The 15318-nt window shown below is 34.6% G+C and carries 13 protein-coding genes and 1 pseudogene; 6 read left to right on the top strand and 8 right to left on the bottom strand.

The window, feature by feature from the left end; all coding sequences use genetic code 11:
* Window positions 1-530, top strand: a pseudogene (locus tag KI356_RS15335) (collagen-like protein); the annotation flags it as partial.
* 148 nt (window positions 531-678) lie between these two features.
* Here KI356_RS15335 and KI356_RS15330 read toward each other — a convergent pair.
* Complete coding sequence (locus KI356_RS15330) at window positions 679-1896, bottom strand: ATP-binding protein (protein ID WP_212935824.1); 1218 nt, start codon at window positions 1894-1896, stop codon at window positions 679-681.
* A gap of 25 nt (window positions 1897-1921) precedes the next feature.
* Entirely contained in the window at window positions 1922-3151 is a 1230-nt protein-coding gene (locus KI356_RS15325) for an ATP-binding protein (RefSeq protein WP_212935823.1), read from the bottom strand.
* 172 nt (window positions 3152-3323) lie between these two features.
* Here KI356_RS15325 and KI356_RS15320 point away from each other — a divergent pair, with 172 nt between their 5' ends.
* Entirely contained in the window at window positions 3324-5351 is a 2028-nt protein-coding gene (locus KI356_RS15320; RefSeq protein ID WP_212935822.1) for a catalase, read from the top strand.
* Between the two features lie 21 nt (window positions 5352-5372).
* A complete protein-coding gene (locus KI356_RS15315; RefSeq protein ID WP_212935821.1) occupies window positions 5373-6182 on the top strand; it encodes an alpha/beta fold hydrolase in 810 nt (269 codons plus the stop codon).
* Window positions 6183-6232: 50 nt separating this feature from the next.
* Here the strand turns inward: KI356_RS15315 and KI356_RS15310 are convergent, their stop codons facing one another.
* The 5 genes from KI356_RS15310 to KI356_RS15290 all read right to left on the bottom strand — a co-directional run bounded on the left by KI356_RS15310 (window position 6233) and on the right by KI356_RS15290 (window position 12259).
* Window positions 6233-7258, bottom strand: coding sequence for an ABC transporter permease subunit (locus KI356_RS15310; protein WP_002112433.1), 1026 nt, complete (start codon window positions 7256-7258; stop codon window positions 6233-6235).
* Window positions 7248-8108 carry an ABC transporter permease subunit gene (locus tag KI356_RS15305; protein ID WP_070170624.1) on the bottom strand — a complete coding sequence of 287 codons (861 nt, stop codon included), beginning with the start codon at window positions 8106-8108 and terminating at the stop codon, window positions 7248-7250. The genes KI356_RS15310 and KI356_RS15305 overlap by 11 nt, the downstream gene beginning before the upstream one ends.
* Window positions 8109-8415: 307 nt before the next feature.
* Window positions 8416-10482, bottom strand: coding sequence for an LTA synthase family protein (locus KI356_RS15300; protein WP_212935820.1), 2067 nt, complete (start codon window positions 10480-10482; stop codon window positions 8416-8418).
* A gap of 285 nt (window positions 10483-10767) precedes the next feature.
* On the bottom strand, window positions 10768-10968 hold the full coding sequence (locus KI356_RS15295; RefSeq protein ID WP_002160121.1) for a cold-shock protein: 201 nt from the start codon (window positions 10966-10968) through the stop codon (window positions 10768-10770).
* A 994-nt stretch (window positions 10969-11962) separates the two neighbouring features.
* Window positions 11963-12259: a DUF3986 family protein gene (locus KI356_RS15290; protein ID WP_212935819.1), complete on the bottom strand. Its 297-nt coding sequence runs from the start codon at window positions 12257-12259 to the stop codon at window positions 11963-11965.
* 120 nt (window positions 12260-12379) lie between these two features.
* On the opposite strand from KI356_RS15290, the gene KI356_RS15285 reads away from it, so the two are divergent.
* The 3 genes from KI356_RS15285 to KI356_RS15275 are packed head-to-tail and all read left to right on the top strand — an operon-like array spanning window position 12380 to window position 14962.
* Window positions 12380-13387, top strand: a complete 1008-nt coding sequence (locus KI356_RS15285) for an ABC transporter substrate-binding protein (RefSeq protein ID WP_212935818.1) — start codon at window positions 12380-12382, stop codon at window positions 13385-13387.
* Between the two features lie 11 nt (window positions 13388-13398).
* Entirely contained in the window at window positions 13399-14163 is a 765-nt protein-coding gene (locus KI356_RS15280) for an ABC transporter ATP-binding protein (protein WP_212935817.1), read from the top strand.
* Window positions 14156-14962 (top strand): ABC transporter permease, encoded by an 807-nt coding sequence (locus KI356_RS15275; protein ID WP_128282929.1) that lies wholly within the window; start codon window positions 14156-14158, stop codon window positions 14960-14962. The genes KI356_RS15280 and KI356_RS15275 overlap by 8 nt, the downstream gene beginning before the upstream one ends.
* Window positions 14963-14996: 34 nt before the next feature.
* Here KI356_RS15275 and KI356_RS15270 read toward each other — a convergent pair whose 3' ends face one another.
* A complete protein-coding gene (locus tag KI356_RS15270) occupies window positions 14997-15224 on the bottom strand; it encodes a hypothetical protein (protein WP_002123281.1) in 228 nt (75 codons plus the stop codon).
* Between the last annotated feature and the right edge of the window lie 94 nt (window positions 15225-15318).

The raw sequence follows: 15318 nt of genomic DNA, 5'->3' as shown, positions 1-15318 counted from the left end.
GGAGCACTGGACCTACTGGGAACACAGGGAGCACCGGACCCGCTGGAAGCAGTTCAGCAAAAAGCATCCTTTTCCAAGGAACTAACACTGAGTTTCAACGTATAGCAGGTGCTCCAGCAGTTGATTCCAATATTATTCCTTATGTAGTTGCTGGATCTGGAAATATAGCTGGTTTTTCTGCATCTATAAATGTAAATAATTTGCCTATAGAAGTTTATACAATTCAAATCTGCACTAATGTCCCAACAAACCTTTCCGCCCCTACCTCTAATCACGTTATATCTACTATTACTTTTACCACTACGGCTAAAATCACTGGAACAATCACATTTGCTATTACTCCTTCAGACGTTGGATCACAGGTAGTTCAAGTGTATGATCCTACCCCTTTACCAGGACCTGCCACTGTTATTTGGACTAGTACAACAACTGGAAATCCAGTTTCCAGAGGAGATGCATTATGCCTTTATATTAGCCCTGGGATTACTGACAGTGCTATATACTCCATTTTTCTAATTACCTCTATTTAAACTGTACTCTATAGAAAAAACTTTAATCAGTAGGGGGATCCCTTCCCTACTGATTATTGGTTGAACCAATCGGATCTTAACGCAAGATAAATCAAAAAAACATCACTTTTGATTAAGTGATGTTTTCTATTTATCTCTTACACTATCATTAAATCGGCAACATAATCTCAACAGTCGTTCCAACTCCAACTTCACTTTCAAAGTTCAATTTACCGTGGTGATCTTTAATAATTTTTTCCGTAACTACTAATCCTAAGCCTGTTCCAGTTTCTTTCGTTGTGTAAAAAGCTTCATTTAGCTTCGGAATTTTATCTTTTGGAATGCCGCATCCCTCATCTATAACTTGAACAATGATTACATCTTCCACTATAACTTTCACAGTAATAGTTCCACCAACTGACATTGCTTCAATCGCATTTTTTATTAAATTAAAAAATACTTGTTTCAATCGTTTTTCATCACATGTAATTGAAGGTATATCTTTACTATAAATAGCATGTATTTTTATCCCTTGTTCTAAAGCTGGCTTTCCCATAACCCTAATAACATAAGAGATGATTTCTTTAATATTATGAGTTTCGGATTCTATCGATTTAGATTTCTCAAACCCATTTAGTTCTGTAGCGATTGTATGAATTCGCTCTACTTCCTGTCTCATAATTTCACTATAAATCTTATCTTCTGGATATTTTTTCGCTTGCTTGTTCACAAGCTTTTTCAATTTTGCTAACGGTCTTCTAATCTTATCGCCAATTACTGTTGCCATTTTTCCAACCATCGCTAATTTTTCTACCTTTTGTATTTCTTTGTTCATCATTTCAAGTGTACGAACGTAAGATTGTAATCTTAAAAATATAATCCAACATATAATAACGAATACGCTACATAATGCCATTGGGATAAGGACGATAAAGGATTGAACAACGAATCCCATAAGTGCATATTTGCCAATAATAGTTCCAGCAACTAACCAAAAGTACCTCTTATTCACAAATATCGGTGCAAATAAAATAAAGAACCCTTCTACTATATTACCGCCATCAAATTCCGCATCATTTCCGTAATAAATAATGAAGTTATTAATAAAATCCAATATATTATAGCCAATTAAAATAACATACTTCACAATATACGGCTTTTTCCGTTTCATAAAATAAAGTCCGATAAAGAATAATCCAATCATCAAACTATATAGCCATAGACCTAATCCTTCACCAAAAACATCTACTAGCTTTTGATTTTCATCTGATAAAAAGACAATAGCCTTTTCAGCAAAATCATACGCAAAAAATATAAAAAAGAATAAACTTAAAAATATTTTTAACGCCTTGATCTCTTCTTTTTCAAATATATTGCCTTTTTCCATATGATAACTCCTTTAACAACACCTCTTAATCTTGTGCCACATTGCGCTCACGTTTTTTTGGGATCAGTATTTCTACTCTCGTTCCTTTCTTTACTTCACTAGAAATGTGTAATTCTCCAAGATGTTCTGTAATAATTCGCTCTGCTACTGTAAGGCCTAATCCAATCCTATCTTGCTTCGTTGTATAAAAAGCCTCTGTAACTCTTCCTATATTCTCTTTTTTTATCCCGAAACCACTATCTACTATACTTATTACTACATACTCTCTTTTTTTATCCTCAACTTGTATTCGTAATGTTCCACCATATTCCATTGCTTCTAGAGCATTTTTTATAACATACAAAAATACTCCTTTTAATTTACGTTTATCACATTCAATTTCACTTCTATTTTGCTCTTCATTAAAGGTGAAATTTATATTTAACTCGTCCATTTTTCCACGCATATTTTCTACTGCTTGTACTAAAACATCACTTACAATTTGTTTTTCATAAACAGAAGGTTTACATGTAGCAACCTCCATCAACTCACTAATCATATTATTCATATTTTCTATTTCAAGAATCATTTGTCCATATGTTGCATCTTTTTCGTGTTTCTCTTTTTGTAATTGCGTAAACCCTTTTAATGAAGCAAGTGGGTTTTTAATTTCATGTCCGACTGTCGCTGCCATTTTTCCGATAACCGCCAATTTTTGTAACTGACTTGTCTCTGCAATACTTTTCTTTACTGCTGAAAGATATTGTAAAAATCGATTTAAAATAATAAATGACACGAAAAGTAACATCATATTTATAACAAGAGGTATAAACAAGTTAAGCTCTCCAAATACAAATAGGTATATCATATATTTCCCTATAAGAAATGGCGCTAAGACAAATAAATATCTTTTACTCAAAAATATCGGTACGAAGAAAATGAAAATAAATTCAATTAAATTCCCACCATCAAATGCTATTGTATTATGAAAAGCATACCATCCAATGTTAAAAATCTCTGCGATTATGTATGCAAATAAATATGTATATTTAACTAAATATGCTTTTCCTCTCTCAAATAAGTAAACACTAATACCTAATATAGCCATAATATATGCAAGCTTCCATATCAGCTTATGCCAATTTCCTAAAGGCATTGTATCTTCTAATATAATTGCGTATGCAACCTCATATATAATTAAAATAATATGCATTACCCATAAGAAAATCTTAGCGTTTGTCTTTTCTTCTTTAGCTGATAGAAAACCCTCTCTCACTTCAACACCCCTTCAAAAGAATACCATTTATTATAATAAATGATTTTCATAGACAAACAAAGATAAATTGAACAAATGAGGAAAATCAATCCATAGATAATATACTTCTTCAGGCCATATGTAAGCATAAAAACCATGAACAATAATACGTATAATATGGGAGGTGCTTTATATGAACGATCGTGAAAATAAGAAGATAGAACAGTTACAATCCTTTACGAAAAACAATGAAGGAAAAGAGATGACGACGAATACGGGGGTCAAAATTTCAAATGATGAAAACTCCTTAACCGCCGGCGATCGTGGTCCTACACTTTTAGAAGATTTCCTTATGCGAGAAAAACTCGCTCATTTTGACCGTGAACGAATTCCTGAAAGAGTCGTTCATGCCCGCGGTTACGGAGCACATGGTGTTTTTGAGCTATATGAATCTTTAGAAGACTTAACAATGGCTCATTTTTTACAAGACCCATCTAAAAAGACACCTATTTTTATTCGTTTTTCTGAAGTTGCGGGATCAAAAGGTGCAAATGAAACGAATCGAGATGTACGAGGATTCGCTGTTAAGTTTTATACAGAGGAAGGAAATTTCGATTTAGTGGGTAATAACATTCCGATTTTCTTCATTCAAGATGGTATTAAATTTCCGGATCTTATTCATGCTCTTAAACCAGAGCCACATAATGAAATTCCCCAAGGACAAACAGCACATGATACTTTTTGGGACTTTATCGCCAATAATCAAGAATCAGCTGCGATGATGATGTGGATTATGTCGGATCGTACAATTCCGAGAAGTTTTCGAATGATGCAAGGGTTCGGCGTTCATACATTCCGCTTAGTTAATAAACACGGAAAGTCACGATTTGTAAAATTCCACTGGAAGCCAAAGCTTGGCGTTCACTCGTTAATTTGGGATGAAGCTCAAAAACTAGGCGGCGCTGATCCAGATTATCATCGCCGTGATTTATGGGAAAATATTAATGCTGGAAACTACCCTGAGTACGAACTTGGCGTTCAAATTTTAGAAGAAGAGGATGAATTTAAATACGATTTCGATATATTAGATGCAACGAAAATTTGGCCGGAAGAAGACTTCCCTGTTAAAATCATTGGAAAAATGACGTTAAATCGGAACGTTGATAACGTATTTGCGGAAACAGAACAAGTCGCACTGCACCCTGGAAGTATCGTCCGCGGTATCGATTTTACAAATGATCCTCTCTTACAAGGTAGACTCTTTTCTTATACAGATACGCAATTAGCCCGCGTCGGTACAAACTATCAAGAGTTACCGATTAACCGTCCGATATGCCCGTTTCATAACAACCAAAGAGATGGCGCTTCTAAATATATAATCGACAAAGGAAAAATTGCCTACCATAATAATTCCTTAGCAAATAATTCTCCTTACACTGTTCCTGGTACAAAGGGTGGATTCGTTACATACCCTTCTACTGTATCTGGACAAAAAATAAGAGAAACAGCTGCTAGCTTCAAAGACCACTTCTCTCAAGCACGTTTATTTTGGAATAGTATGAGTCACGTCGAAAAAATCCACATTATACAGGCTTTCTCATTTGAATTAGGCAAAGTAAAAAGTAAATCCGTCCGCCAACAAGTCGTAGGTATGATTGGACATATTAGTACAGAATTAGCTACTTTAGTAGCTGAAGCAGTCGGAGTAACAGTCCCAAATGTTCAAGAATCTAACGTTACAAAATCATCTCCAGCACTCAGTATGGCAAATACGACCTTCAGCCCTAACACATTAAGGATAGGTGTCATTGTCGCAAGCGGATACGACGCACAAAACGCACAATCTATTATAAATCATTTAAAGCAAGTAGGACTTCAGCCAGTCATTATTTCCGAAAAACTAGGTATGGTGCAAGGAACACAAAATGGTCGTTGGGAAGTGAATGACACTTTCTTAACAGGTTCACCGCTTCTTTACGACGGCCTTCTTCTTATTGGCGGAAATTTTGATGAGAATTTTCTTAATAAAGCAAGTTCATTTGTCGTAGAATCATATAATCACTTTAAGCCAATTGGCGCTTTCAAAAATGGAACTACTATTATTCAATCTTTAAACATTGAAGGAAAACCTGGCGTTATAACAGAACAAAATCCTACCTTACTTGCGAATGAATTTATTCAGGCAATGACAAAACAACGCTTTTGGGATAGAGCATACTAATACACATAAGGGTGATACTCCATGTTTGTTACCGTCGAGAAAGATGTACACATTTTTGTGCAAGATATGAACCCAGGTCCGGGTAGTAAAACTGTTTTCTTCGTACATGGCTGGCCTTTAAATCACCAAATGTTTCAATATCAATTCAATGTTTTACCACAGCACGGGTTTCGCTGCGTCGCTATGGACATTCGCGGAAACGGGCAATCTGATAAACCATGGACTGGTTACACATATGATCGTTTAGCTGACGATATCGCAATTGTTCTAGAAGCACTTCAAATAGAAAATGCTACGTTAGTTGGTTTCTCAGTCGGCGGTGCTCTTTCTATTCGATACATGTCACGATATAACGGTCGCCGTATTTCTAAACTTGCATTAATTGATGCCGTCTCCCCCTCTTTCGTAAAAAACCAACAATCCCCTTACGGCGTACCGAAAGAGCAAGCAGATGCTCTGATTGCTCAAATGTATGCAAATTTGCCTAAATTTCTTAATGATGTATCTTTATCATTTTTTAATAGAAACTTAGGAGCTGCCACGTTAGACTGGTTTTCTTATCTCGGTATGCAGTCCGCTTCTTATGCTCTCATCAAAATTTTGCAAGCTGCTGCAAACGAAGACGTGACGAAGGACTTAAATAAAATTAACGTCCCAACAAAAATATTCCACGGTGTTCACGACCAACTCATCCCTTACAAAAGTGCTGAGCTAACAAAAGAACGCATTAAAAACTCTGAGCTATATCCTCTTACAAATAGCGGTCATGGCTCTCCAATCGATCAAGCGGATGAATTAAATAAGGAACTAATAAATTTTTTAAATTCATAGTTCCTTTACAGTAAAAAAAGAATTTGCCCTTACGGCAAATTCTTTTTTTGTTAACTACCTTTTTCTATCGAGTTAGAAGACACCGGAATGAACAATGATTTATCTATTTCCTTCTTTTCCTGTCTTTGTTCATATGACTCTTTCTTTGTCTTTTTATACATAGAATATAGACTGCTACCGCGCTCTTTCTTTATCCCCTTGATCATCATATGTAAAACGAATATAGAAACAGTAAAGAATAATAGTGGCGCAATGACAATCCATGGTGCTGCTAAAAATTCACTTTTGTATAGACCGATTAAACCCGCCCACTCATTCGTAAGTGAGTATGGTTTCCCCGTATCATAATCTACGCCTCGTCCCCCAATTAAAATTCCGAAAAATGACAAATGAATTAATAACGTAAATAATTGAACAAACTGCTGTAAAAAAAGGACGACAAGAATTTCTTTTAAATACAACCATATATGCTTTCTAATAATCCGAAACTTTGAAGCTCCTAATATTTTCGAAGTTGTAACAAACTCATTTTTCATAAATAAATTGATTTCTTGATTCACATAAAGAATAACAGCTGGTAACAGCGCAAAACAAAGAACAGTAAACTGCTTTATAATAATTTCCATATTAAATCCAGTTAATTCACTGTGCAACATGATTGGAAACATCCACAAAATCGCCCATAGCACTGTCGGAATAAAGAAATACACTTTACATATTTTTTGAAATAAATTTTGTACGATAGATGGTGTATGAGCTAATGCTACACCTAATATAGTACCGAGAAACACTTGTACGCTACATACGCCAAATACAAATAATATTGTAAACTTTGCACCTACTAATAATTGAAAAAACAAATTAAAACCGTTACGATCTGTACCGAGTGGTGGTATTGTAAGCGGACTAAACGGAGCTGCAGCAATAACATCCCCATTCGCATCTTTCAGCCAGATTGTCTTACTCATATATAAATCCTTACCAAACCACGTAATAAGATAACTAATTACAACAATCCCTACAAAGTACAGGACCCCACACAAAAAACGTTTGGAGCGAAAGTTTCTATATATCATGAGAAGCCCCTCCTGTAATACGGTTCACTCGGTAATGTATAATAGTAAATAGAATGTAGAATGGAACAAATAATAAAAGAATCCACCATGCCATCGTTAAAGGATTTAAAGAGCCTGCCCTTATTAAGAAAGACATATACCCCGTAATATTAAAAGCTCCCTCTACCATTAAAAGGCTTGAAATCATGAATAAAAAAAGCGGCTGCAAGTGATTTAACAGGTGGTACATAATATTACGTAATAAATGAGCATACAGTATATATTTATTGCTCAATCCTTTCGCACGGGCGAATTCCACATACGGCTTATTCTTTTCTTCCATTAAAAATAAAACGATAATACGGAAAAAATGAAGGGTTGGAACGATAGTCATACAAAGAATAGGTAAGACATATGCACGTTCATCATTAAACGCATAAATAGTAACGAAGCGATATCCTGTCTGTTTATAAATCCATACAACAAATAACTGTAAACTAAAAATTAATAATAAATCTGGAACTGATTCTATTAAAATTAAACACCTCTCAATCCCCTTCTTAATTTTAGAAGAAACTAATAAGTATACGAATGAAAGGCCAATTGAAAGAATAATTGTTAAACAAGTAGCGATTAAAAGAATAGTCATAGAATACGTATAAGGTTCAATAATCCGTTCAAAAAAAGGAATTGACTGCATAGTGTTCGTATCAATATGTGCAATATCCTTTGGCGAAGCTAATCTCTCTAAATATGTAATAAAATCAAGACTATTCCCTAAAAACAAAGAGAATGGTAAATAACTTACAGTAAGAATAACTGCGATACTAATAAGAAATTCTATTATTTTCCCACCCCAAAAATGCTTCAATGTCCCACCTCTTTTTTTAAAATTACCACACAACTTTATTATATCTGATTTTTCTGAAATTTTAATATATATCTAAATAAAAAACTCTCTTAGAAACCTTAAAGAGTGTTTTTACGCATTAAACAAATTATCCAATTATATACTAAATGAAAAATTCACACACTTCTCACAAATCAATTATTAAACCGATTCTATTTTAATTTATACTAAATGTACAAGTAATACTCCCTAAACCTAGCTTGTCTAGTTACCCCGTTAAATACTATGAAAAAAGAACTTGTATCGTATACAAGTTCTTTTTTTTCGCTTATTTAAATAATATATCCTTACTATATTGCTTTCCGACGAGTAAGTCATATTGAATAAACTCATATTGCTTTAACAGCTCTTTTTGTTTCGCTGTTAAACCTTTTATTGCTTCTCCGTCTTTTCCTATCCTCAATTCGTCACGAAGTACGGGAATTTCTTCATATAACTTCGATAAAAATTGATAGAATGGTGCCTTATTTAATCCAGCATAATCAAGGACAAGATTTGAAAAATAAATTGGACTTACTAAGCCTAAATTGTCATTTGGAATATCAAAATTTGCATACATTAATAACGGCGTTTGCGCCATCGCTAATCGTTCACTTGACGTTTTTTCATTCGTTATATAACCAGTCTCTTTATAAAGAGATTTATTTGTTCCTAGTGATGGGAGATGGTCCCCAAAGAATACTAATAATGTAGGTCTATCTAAATTATCTAGCTCCTCTATTAAATATTGAAGAGCTTCATCTGAACGTCTTAAACCTTCTGTATAAGTCTCTAATTCAGCCTTCGATTCTTCATTTTCTAAACCACTAATCTCTATTTGATTTTCGCCAAATCTTCCTTCTGTAAATGGAAAATGATTTTGCATTGTAACCGCATGAATAAAAGTAGGTTTCTTTTGCTTTTCTAATTCAGCTATTATCTCTTTACTCATAGATAAATCGCTAATATAATCTCCATCAACTTCTACATTTTCCATCGTATCTTGTGCATTAAACTTATCAAACCCTAACACTTTATATACATCATCCCGTTTAAAAAATGAGCGACCGAACGAATGAATTGCACTTGTATAATACCCTTCTTTTTTCAAAGCTCGAGGAATTGATGGAATTTCTTTCTTATTTGTAACAACTTGCTGATACGGTATAGAGCCTGGTTTTAACAAACTCATTGAATAACTCGTTAATACCTCAAATTCCACGTTCGCAGTATTTCCTCCAAATGCAGGAGAAATAGTTTGTCCACCTGGAAAACTTTCTATATAATGATGCAAATTCGGTAAAGGATCTTCACTAAAGGAAAGATTCGTTAATTTCGTTGGATCCCAAAACGATTCACTCATTACAAAAATAATATTCGGTTTCTCTTTTTGCTTCTGCGCCCCTATATTGCTACTATATTGTTTCTTTATATCGTTCGCTATTTGAAGCATACTTTCTTTTGAATAATCTTTCGGCTTTTCAATGACTGTCGTATCTAAATTACTTATAAAGCCTAGCACAAAACCATTCGAAGCATAATTTTCATTTTGATTCCACAAAACGAACTCTATACCTGACTTTTGAAACCATTTATTCATAAACGTATTCGTAAAATTACCATACACATATAAAATAAAAACGGATCCTATTATAAATAGAACTCGTATGCCTGCATGAACTTTTACATTTTGAATATACTTCCTCACATACATACCAGCCAAAATACAGACAACAACACTTACAATAACGAGAAGAATATAACCCCAACTAAAATAATCCATCACCATTGGTATAACAGATTGCATATGTCCAATCTGTGTAAAATCAGAAGGATATAGTGGGTCTCCCCTAAAAACAATTTTAAAGTGATTTACAATAGCCAAAATGATTAGCAAAATGCTTGTCAAAATAGTACTCAAAAAAACTTTCCCAAGCACGTTATACACCAAAACATATATCGCATAAATTACAATTAAACTAAATATAAACTGTGCGTTATAATTGTAAATCCAATTCAGTGTATTTACGAGATTCATATTATTTTGCGTGAAAATAAAAAGCAAAGTAACCACATGCGCTACTAAAAACATTCTAATATAAATCCTAATAATCGGTTTAAATTTATTAACTATATCTTTATTCAAATACGCAACATACAATAGTACAATCCACATCAAAATTGTCATTATACTTAAGACAATTTTTTGATTTAACATATCTTTTATCGTATCTAAACTAAAATATTTTAAAATCAAGAAAAGTGTGGGTACTACATATAGGGTTACTAGGCCACTTAACATCGCTGAAATTAATATACTTCTTCTTGGCTGATGAAATGAAAAATTGCACCTCAATTCATTCCCTCTTTTCTGTTTATTAATTTCACCCCGCACCGTAATAAAATATTACTTATATAAACATAACATATTATGTACACAACGTCTTCTCATGTACACCCTCCGTATAATGTCATCTGTTACCTCTTGTACATACCGAATAGAAAAAAGAGATTTCCTAAGAAAGGAAATCTCTTTTTCATTAAAAGTTAAGCACCCCAAATCCCCTTAAAAAAGTTGCATTTGGAATATTGTAACAAAATCAAAAAAAGACCCTACAAGAGGGTCTTTCATCAGCTAATATTAAGCTTTTTGAACATTAGTAGCTTGTAGGCCACGTTGTCCTTTTTCTACTTCAAACGTTACACTTTGTCCTTCGTCTAAAGATTTGAAACCGTCGATTTGGATAGCTGAGAAATGTACGAATACGTCTTCTCCATCTTCACGCTCGATGAATCCAAAACCTTTGTCTGCATTAAACCATTTTACTTTACCTTGTTCCATAATTGTTGCCTCCTAGTATGGATATCCACACATATGTTACTACCCTTGCTCAAATACCTTAGACGAAAAACAAAATTTATTCTTAATCTCAAACCGAACAAAAATAGGTCTTTCTTAAATTAACATACTTTCTAAAAAATAGCAAATTTCAAAAATAAGTCCTTATGGTAATTAGCCACTAATAGTGGTTGCTGGAGAAAAATTCACTATGATAGTCATCACAGCAAGAAGTTACCAAAAGATCTCAACAATATCATTGGTTTGATTTTTTTCAGACATTCAACAACTGATAAAATTAGATATTTTCGAGTTAAATTTTACTTCTGATAACGATAATTATGTAAATGAGCTGTCCATATGGGCGGCTTATTGTATTTTTTGCTTAGCGCGTTTTTTTCCGAAATGCTGGACCCTTACTTGTTCAACAATCGGGGCGATTGTTGAACATGAAGTAAAAGTGCGATACATATTGGTCATGTCTAATATGTATCGCACTTTATTTTTTATGACTTTTTACAATTTAGGTCTTGATAAACCCTCACAGGTTCTTTTCGTTATTTATTATGAACGGGAAAAATGATGAAATGATTAGCATGTTTACTATATAAGAGGAAGCATCCATATTTTCCATATAATACACACAATTACTATAAAGATAAAATCAAAAAAATCTAATCTCGGCCCCTTTTTCATAGTCATATCTAGCCACATATGAACCAATTTCAATCTTTTGTATTTATCCCGCATTAACGGGCAGTAAGACTCCCACCTCAAAATCTAGCAAATTCGAGGCAGTTAGGTGAGAGATCAACTGCCCGTAAAAGCCCGATTGGTGAAGGCTAATAATCAGTGGGGATGGACAAAACCCCCACTGATTAAAGTTTCACTTTATGAATATTTTTCTTTGCAAATCGGTAAGTGAGCACTTGCATGATGTAAATTCCAGTTACGCAAATAAACAATAAGATGAGAAATTCAACCACGAAATTCCTCCCTATTTTTGAAGCGTTCTTTCTACTATATGGTTCTTCAAGACCCATTCCTCAAACTGTGCACTTCCAAATTCCCAACTCAAATCACGAGCATGTACAGAAAAAACGTAATAACCGGCATATTCGTCCATAAACCTACCTGTCTCTACCTCACTTTTCTGAATACCGTATACCCCAAAATTAAAATACACATCCCATACGTCTTCATGCTTCCTCTTATAAGCAATCGATTCCATATCACATTCAGTTCCGAAATAATCAAGATGTAAATGTACGCTATCATCGTATTCGTAATCCATTTTATCACCCCTTATATTTGTACTTCTTTATTCCCTAAAAAATTCCTGCTATCTATACTCACATATGGGCACTTACCTACATATTATGCTTGTAGATTGACTTCTAGGAGGTGTCATATAGTGAAAAAATTAATAACCGTTTTTTGCATCATGTTACTAGCTGTTTTCACATTCGCTGCTTGTAGTAGTACAAAGGAAAGTACGAAAGAACAAGCTCAAAAAATTCGCGTTGGCGAAGTTACCCACTCTCTTTTCTACGCACCATTATATGTTGGAATTGAAAAAGGATTTTTTAAAGATGAAGGTTTAAATATTGACTTACAAACAACAGCTGGCGGAGATAAAACGATGACCGCCCTTTTATCTGGCGGAATTGATATTGCGCTCGTTGGTTCAGAAACGTCTATTTATGTTCATCAACAAGGAGCAAAAGATCCTGTCATTAATTTTGCGCAGCTTACACAAACAGATGGCACATTTTTAGTTTCCCGTAAAAAATTAGACTCTTTTAATTGGAACGACGTAAAAGGCGTTACGTTTTTAGGACAGCGTAAAGGCGGCATGCCACAAATGGTTGGTGAATACGTTTTAAAGAAAAATGGCATTGATCCTCACAAAGATACGAACTTAATTCAAAATATCGAATTTGCTAATATTGCAAATGCCTTTGCATCTGGTACAGGAGAATTTGTACAGCTCTTCGAACCGACTGCGAGTATACTTGAAAAAGAAGGAAAAGGTTATATCGTCGCGTCTTTCGGAACTGAATCTGGCACTGTTCCGTATACAACGTTTATGGCAAAAGAAAGTTTCTTAAAGAAAGATAAGGCTGCTGCAGAAAAATTCACGCGCGCACTATATAAAGCACAGCAATGGGTTGATACACATAGTCCAGAAGAGATTACCGATGCCGTTTCACCACTATTTAAAGACACTTCAAAAGACATTTCTGTGAAAGTAATTGAGCGCTACAAAAAACAACATTCTTATGCGACAAATCCATTATTAGATGCTGCAGAATGGAAACAGCTCCAAACAATTATGAAAGACGCTGGTGAATTACAAAAAGAAGTCCCACATGAAGCGCTCGTCAATACGAAAATTGCTGAAAGCGTCATTAAGAAATAGAGGCGAAATATATGAGTTTTTTACAAATACGTAACGTTTCTCACTGCTTTTTTGCAAAAGAAGATGCCAAACTGATTCTGGAAGATATGAGTTTGCAAGTAGAAGAAGGAGAATTCATTTCAATCCTTGGTCCAAGTGGTTGCGGAAAAACAACGCTCCTCTCCATCATCGCAGGGCTACTTAATCCAATTGAAGGTATCGTATTTTTAGATGGTGAACCGATTACAACTAAGACCCCATCTATGGGCTATATGCTCCAGCAAGATTACTTGTTTCCATGGAAAACAATTGAAGAAAATATTATGCTTGGGCTTCATATTCGGAAGATTTTTGATAAAAATACGAAAGAACATACATTAAAGCTTTTAAAACAAGTCGGCCTATATGATATAGAACAGCAATATCCTCGTGAATTATCCGGCGGTATGCGCCAACGTGCTGCCCTCGTTCGAACATTAGCGACCGATCCAAAAATTTTATTGCTAGATGAACCATTTTCCGCTCTTGATTATCAAACAAAATTAAAACTAGAAGATCTCGTCTTCACATTACTACGTAAATATAAGAAAACATCCCTACTTGTGACACATGATATTGAAGAAGCAATTGCGATGAGTGATCGTATTTATTTGCTGCAGGCGAACCCTGGAAAAATTGCAAAAACGTTCATCGTCCCAGAAAGTATCCGTTCCTTATCGCCATTAGAAGCACGCCACCACCATGATTTTCCATTCCTCTTCCAAGAAATATGGAAGGAGTTGGAACGACTTGGATAATATAAAACAACTACATGAACAGTTTCGAAAAAAAGAAAGACAACATGCATGGTTAGCTCGCTCTTTACAACTTGTACTTCTTGTTCTTTTCTTTGCACTATGGGAAATAGCTAGTAAAAAAGAGTGGATTGATCCTTTACTCTTTAGCTCTCCTTCAAGTATTTGGGATCTCTTTTTAACGAAATGGATTGACGGTTCACTTTGGATTCACATATGGACGACATTACTTGAAACAGGAGTAGGCTTCATTCTCGGAACTGTACTCGGAGCTATTATTGCTACTCTCCTTTGGTGGATGCCACTTTTAGCCCGAGTACTTGATCCTTATCTCGTCGTCCTAAATGCAATGCCAAAAGTTGCACTCGGTCCAATCATCATTGTTATTTTCGGTCCAAATATTTCATCCTCTATCGCAATGGGGGTAATCATCTCCATCATCATTACCATTCTCGTTATTTACAGCGCATTTCAAGAAGTCGATTCCAACTATATTAAGGTCATGGACACATTTGGCGCAAATAAATGGCAATGCTATAAGCACGTTATTCTCCCTGCATCTTTCCCTGCAATTATTTCAACGTTAAAAGTGAATGTTGGCTTATCATGGGTCGGTGTTATTTTTGGGGAACTCCTCGTTTCTAAACAAGGACTTGGCTATTTAATTAGCTACGGATTCCAAGTCTTTAACTTCACACTCGTCTTACTCAGTGTATTGCTCACTTGCGTCCTCGCAACTCTTATGTATGTATTTGTCGAGGCATTTGAAAAACTCCTTATTGGAAAACGAAAAAAAAGCTGACTTAGAGCGATATGCTAGAGTCAGCTTCTTTCTTTTACCTTTTATCACACATCTTTGTTTCATTTGTAACGTTTCCATCCGCAACCGTAACTGTATGGAAACAATCTTTCACACGTACTGTAACGACATTATCTTTTCGATCTATCACATGATAATCATTAAACTTTTTATTTAATGCAGTACGAATTTGCTCTCCTTCAAAAATCGGAAAACCGTGAGACATTACCCAAATGAGACCCGCAACAGCTAGAATCGTTTTCATACGTTTCATTACCTCCTCAAGAGTAAACTTATAGTCCCTACAACACGCGCATTATAATTGTGTCTAAATTGTGACATTTTTATACTAATTCTAT

The organism is Bacillus hominis, from assembly GCF_018332515.1.
GTDB classification, from domain to species: domain Bacteria; phylum Bacillota; class Bacilli; order Bacillales; family Bacillaceae_G; genus Bacillus_A; species Bacillus_A hominis.
This window is presented reverse-complemented; position numbering and strand designations above follow the sequence as displayed.

Bases quoted from the DNA above. Each gene is read 5' to 3' on its own strand.
- KI356_RS15290 (WP_212935819.1), bottom strand. From the start codon at position 12,259: ATGGATTACGAATACGATGATAGCGTACATTTACATCTTGATTATTTC.
- KI356_RS15320 (WP_212935822.1), top strand. From the start codon at position 3,324: ATGAACGATCGTGAAAATAAGAAGATAGAACAGTTACAATCCTTTACG.
- KI356_RS15280 (WP_212935817.1), top strand. From the start codon at position 13,399: ATGAGTTTTTTACAAATACGTAACGTTTCTCACTGCTTTTTTGCAAAA.
- KI356_RS15310 (WP_002112433.1), bottom strand. From the start codon at position 7,258: ATGATATATAGAAACTTTCGCTCCAAACGTTTTTTGTGTGGGGTCCTG.
- KI356_RS15315 (WP_212935821.1), top strand. From the start codon at position 5,373: ATGTTTGTTACCGTCGAGAAAGATGTACACATTTTTGTGCAAGATATG.
- KI356_RS15330 (WP_212935824.1), bottom strand. From the start codon at position 1,896: ATGGAAAAAGGCAATATATTTGAAAAAGAAGAGATCAAGGCGTTAAAA.
- KI356_RS15295 (WP_002160121.1), bottom strand. From the start codon at position 10,968: ATGGAACAAGGTAAAGTAAAATGGTTTAATGCAGACAAAGGTTTTGGA.
- KI356_RS15270 (WP_002123281.1), bottom strand. From the start codon at position 15,224: ATGAAAACGATTCTAGCTGTTGCGGGTCTCATTTGGGTAATGTCTCAC.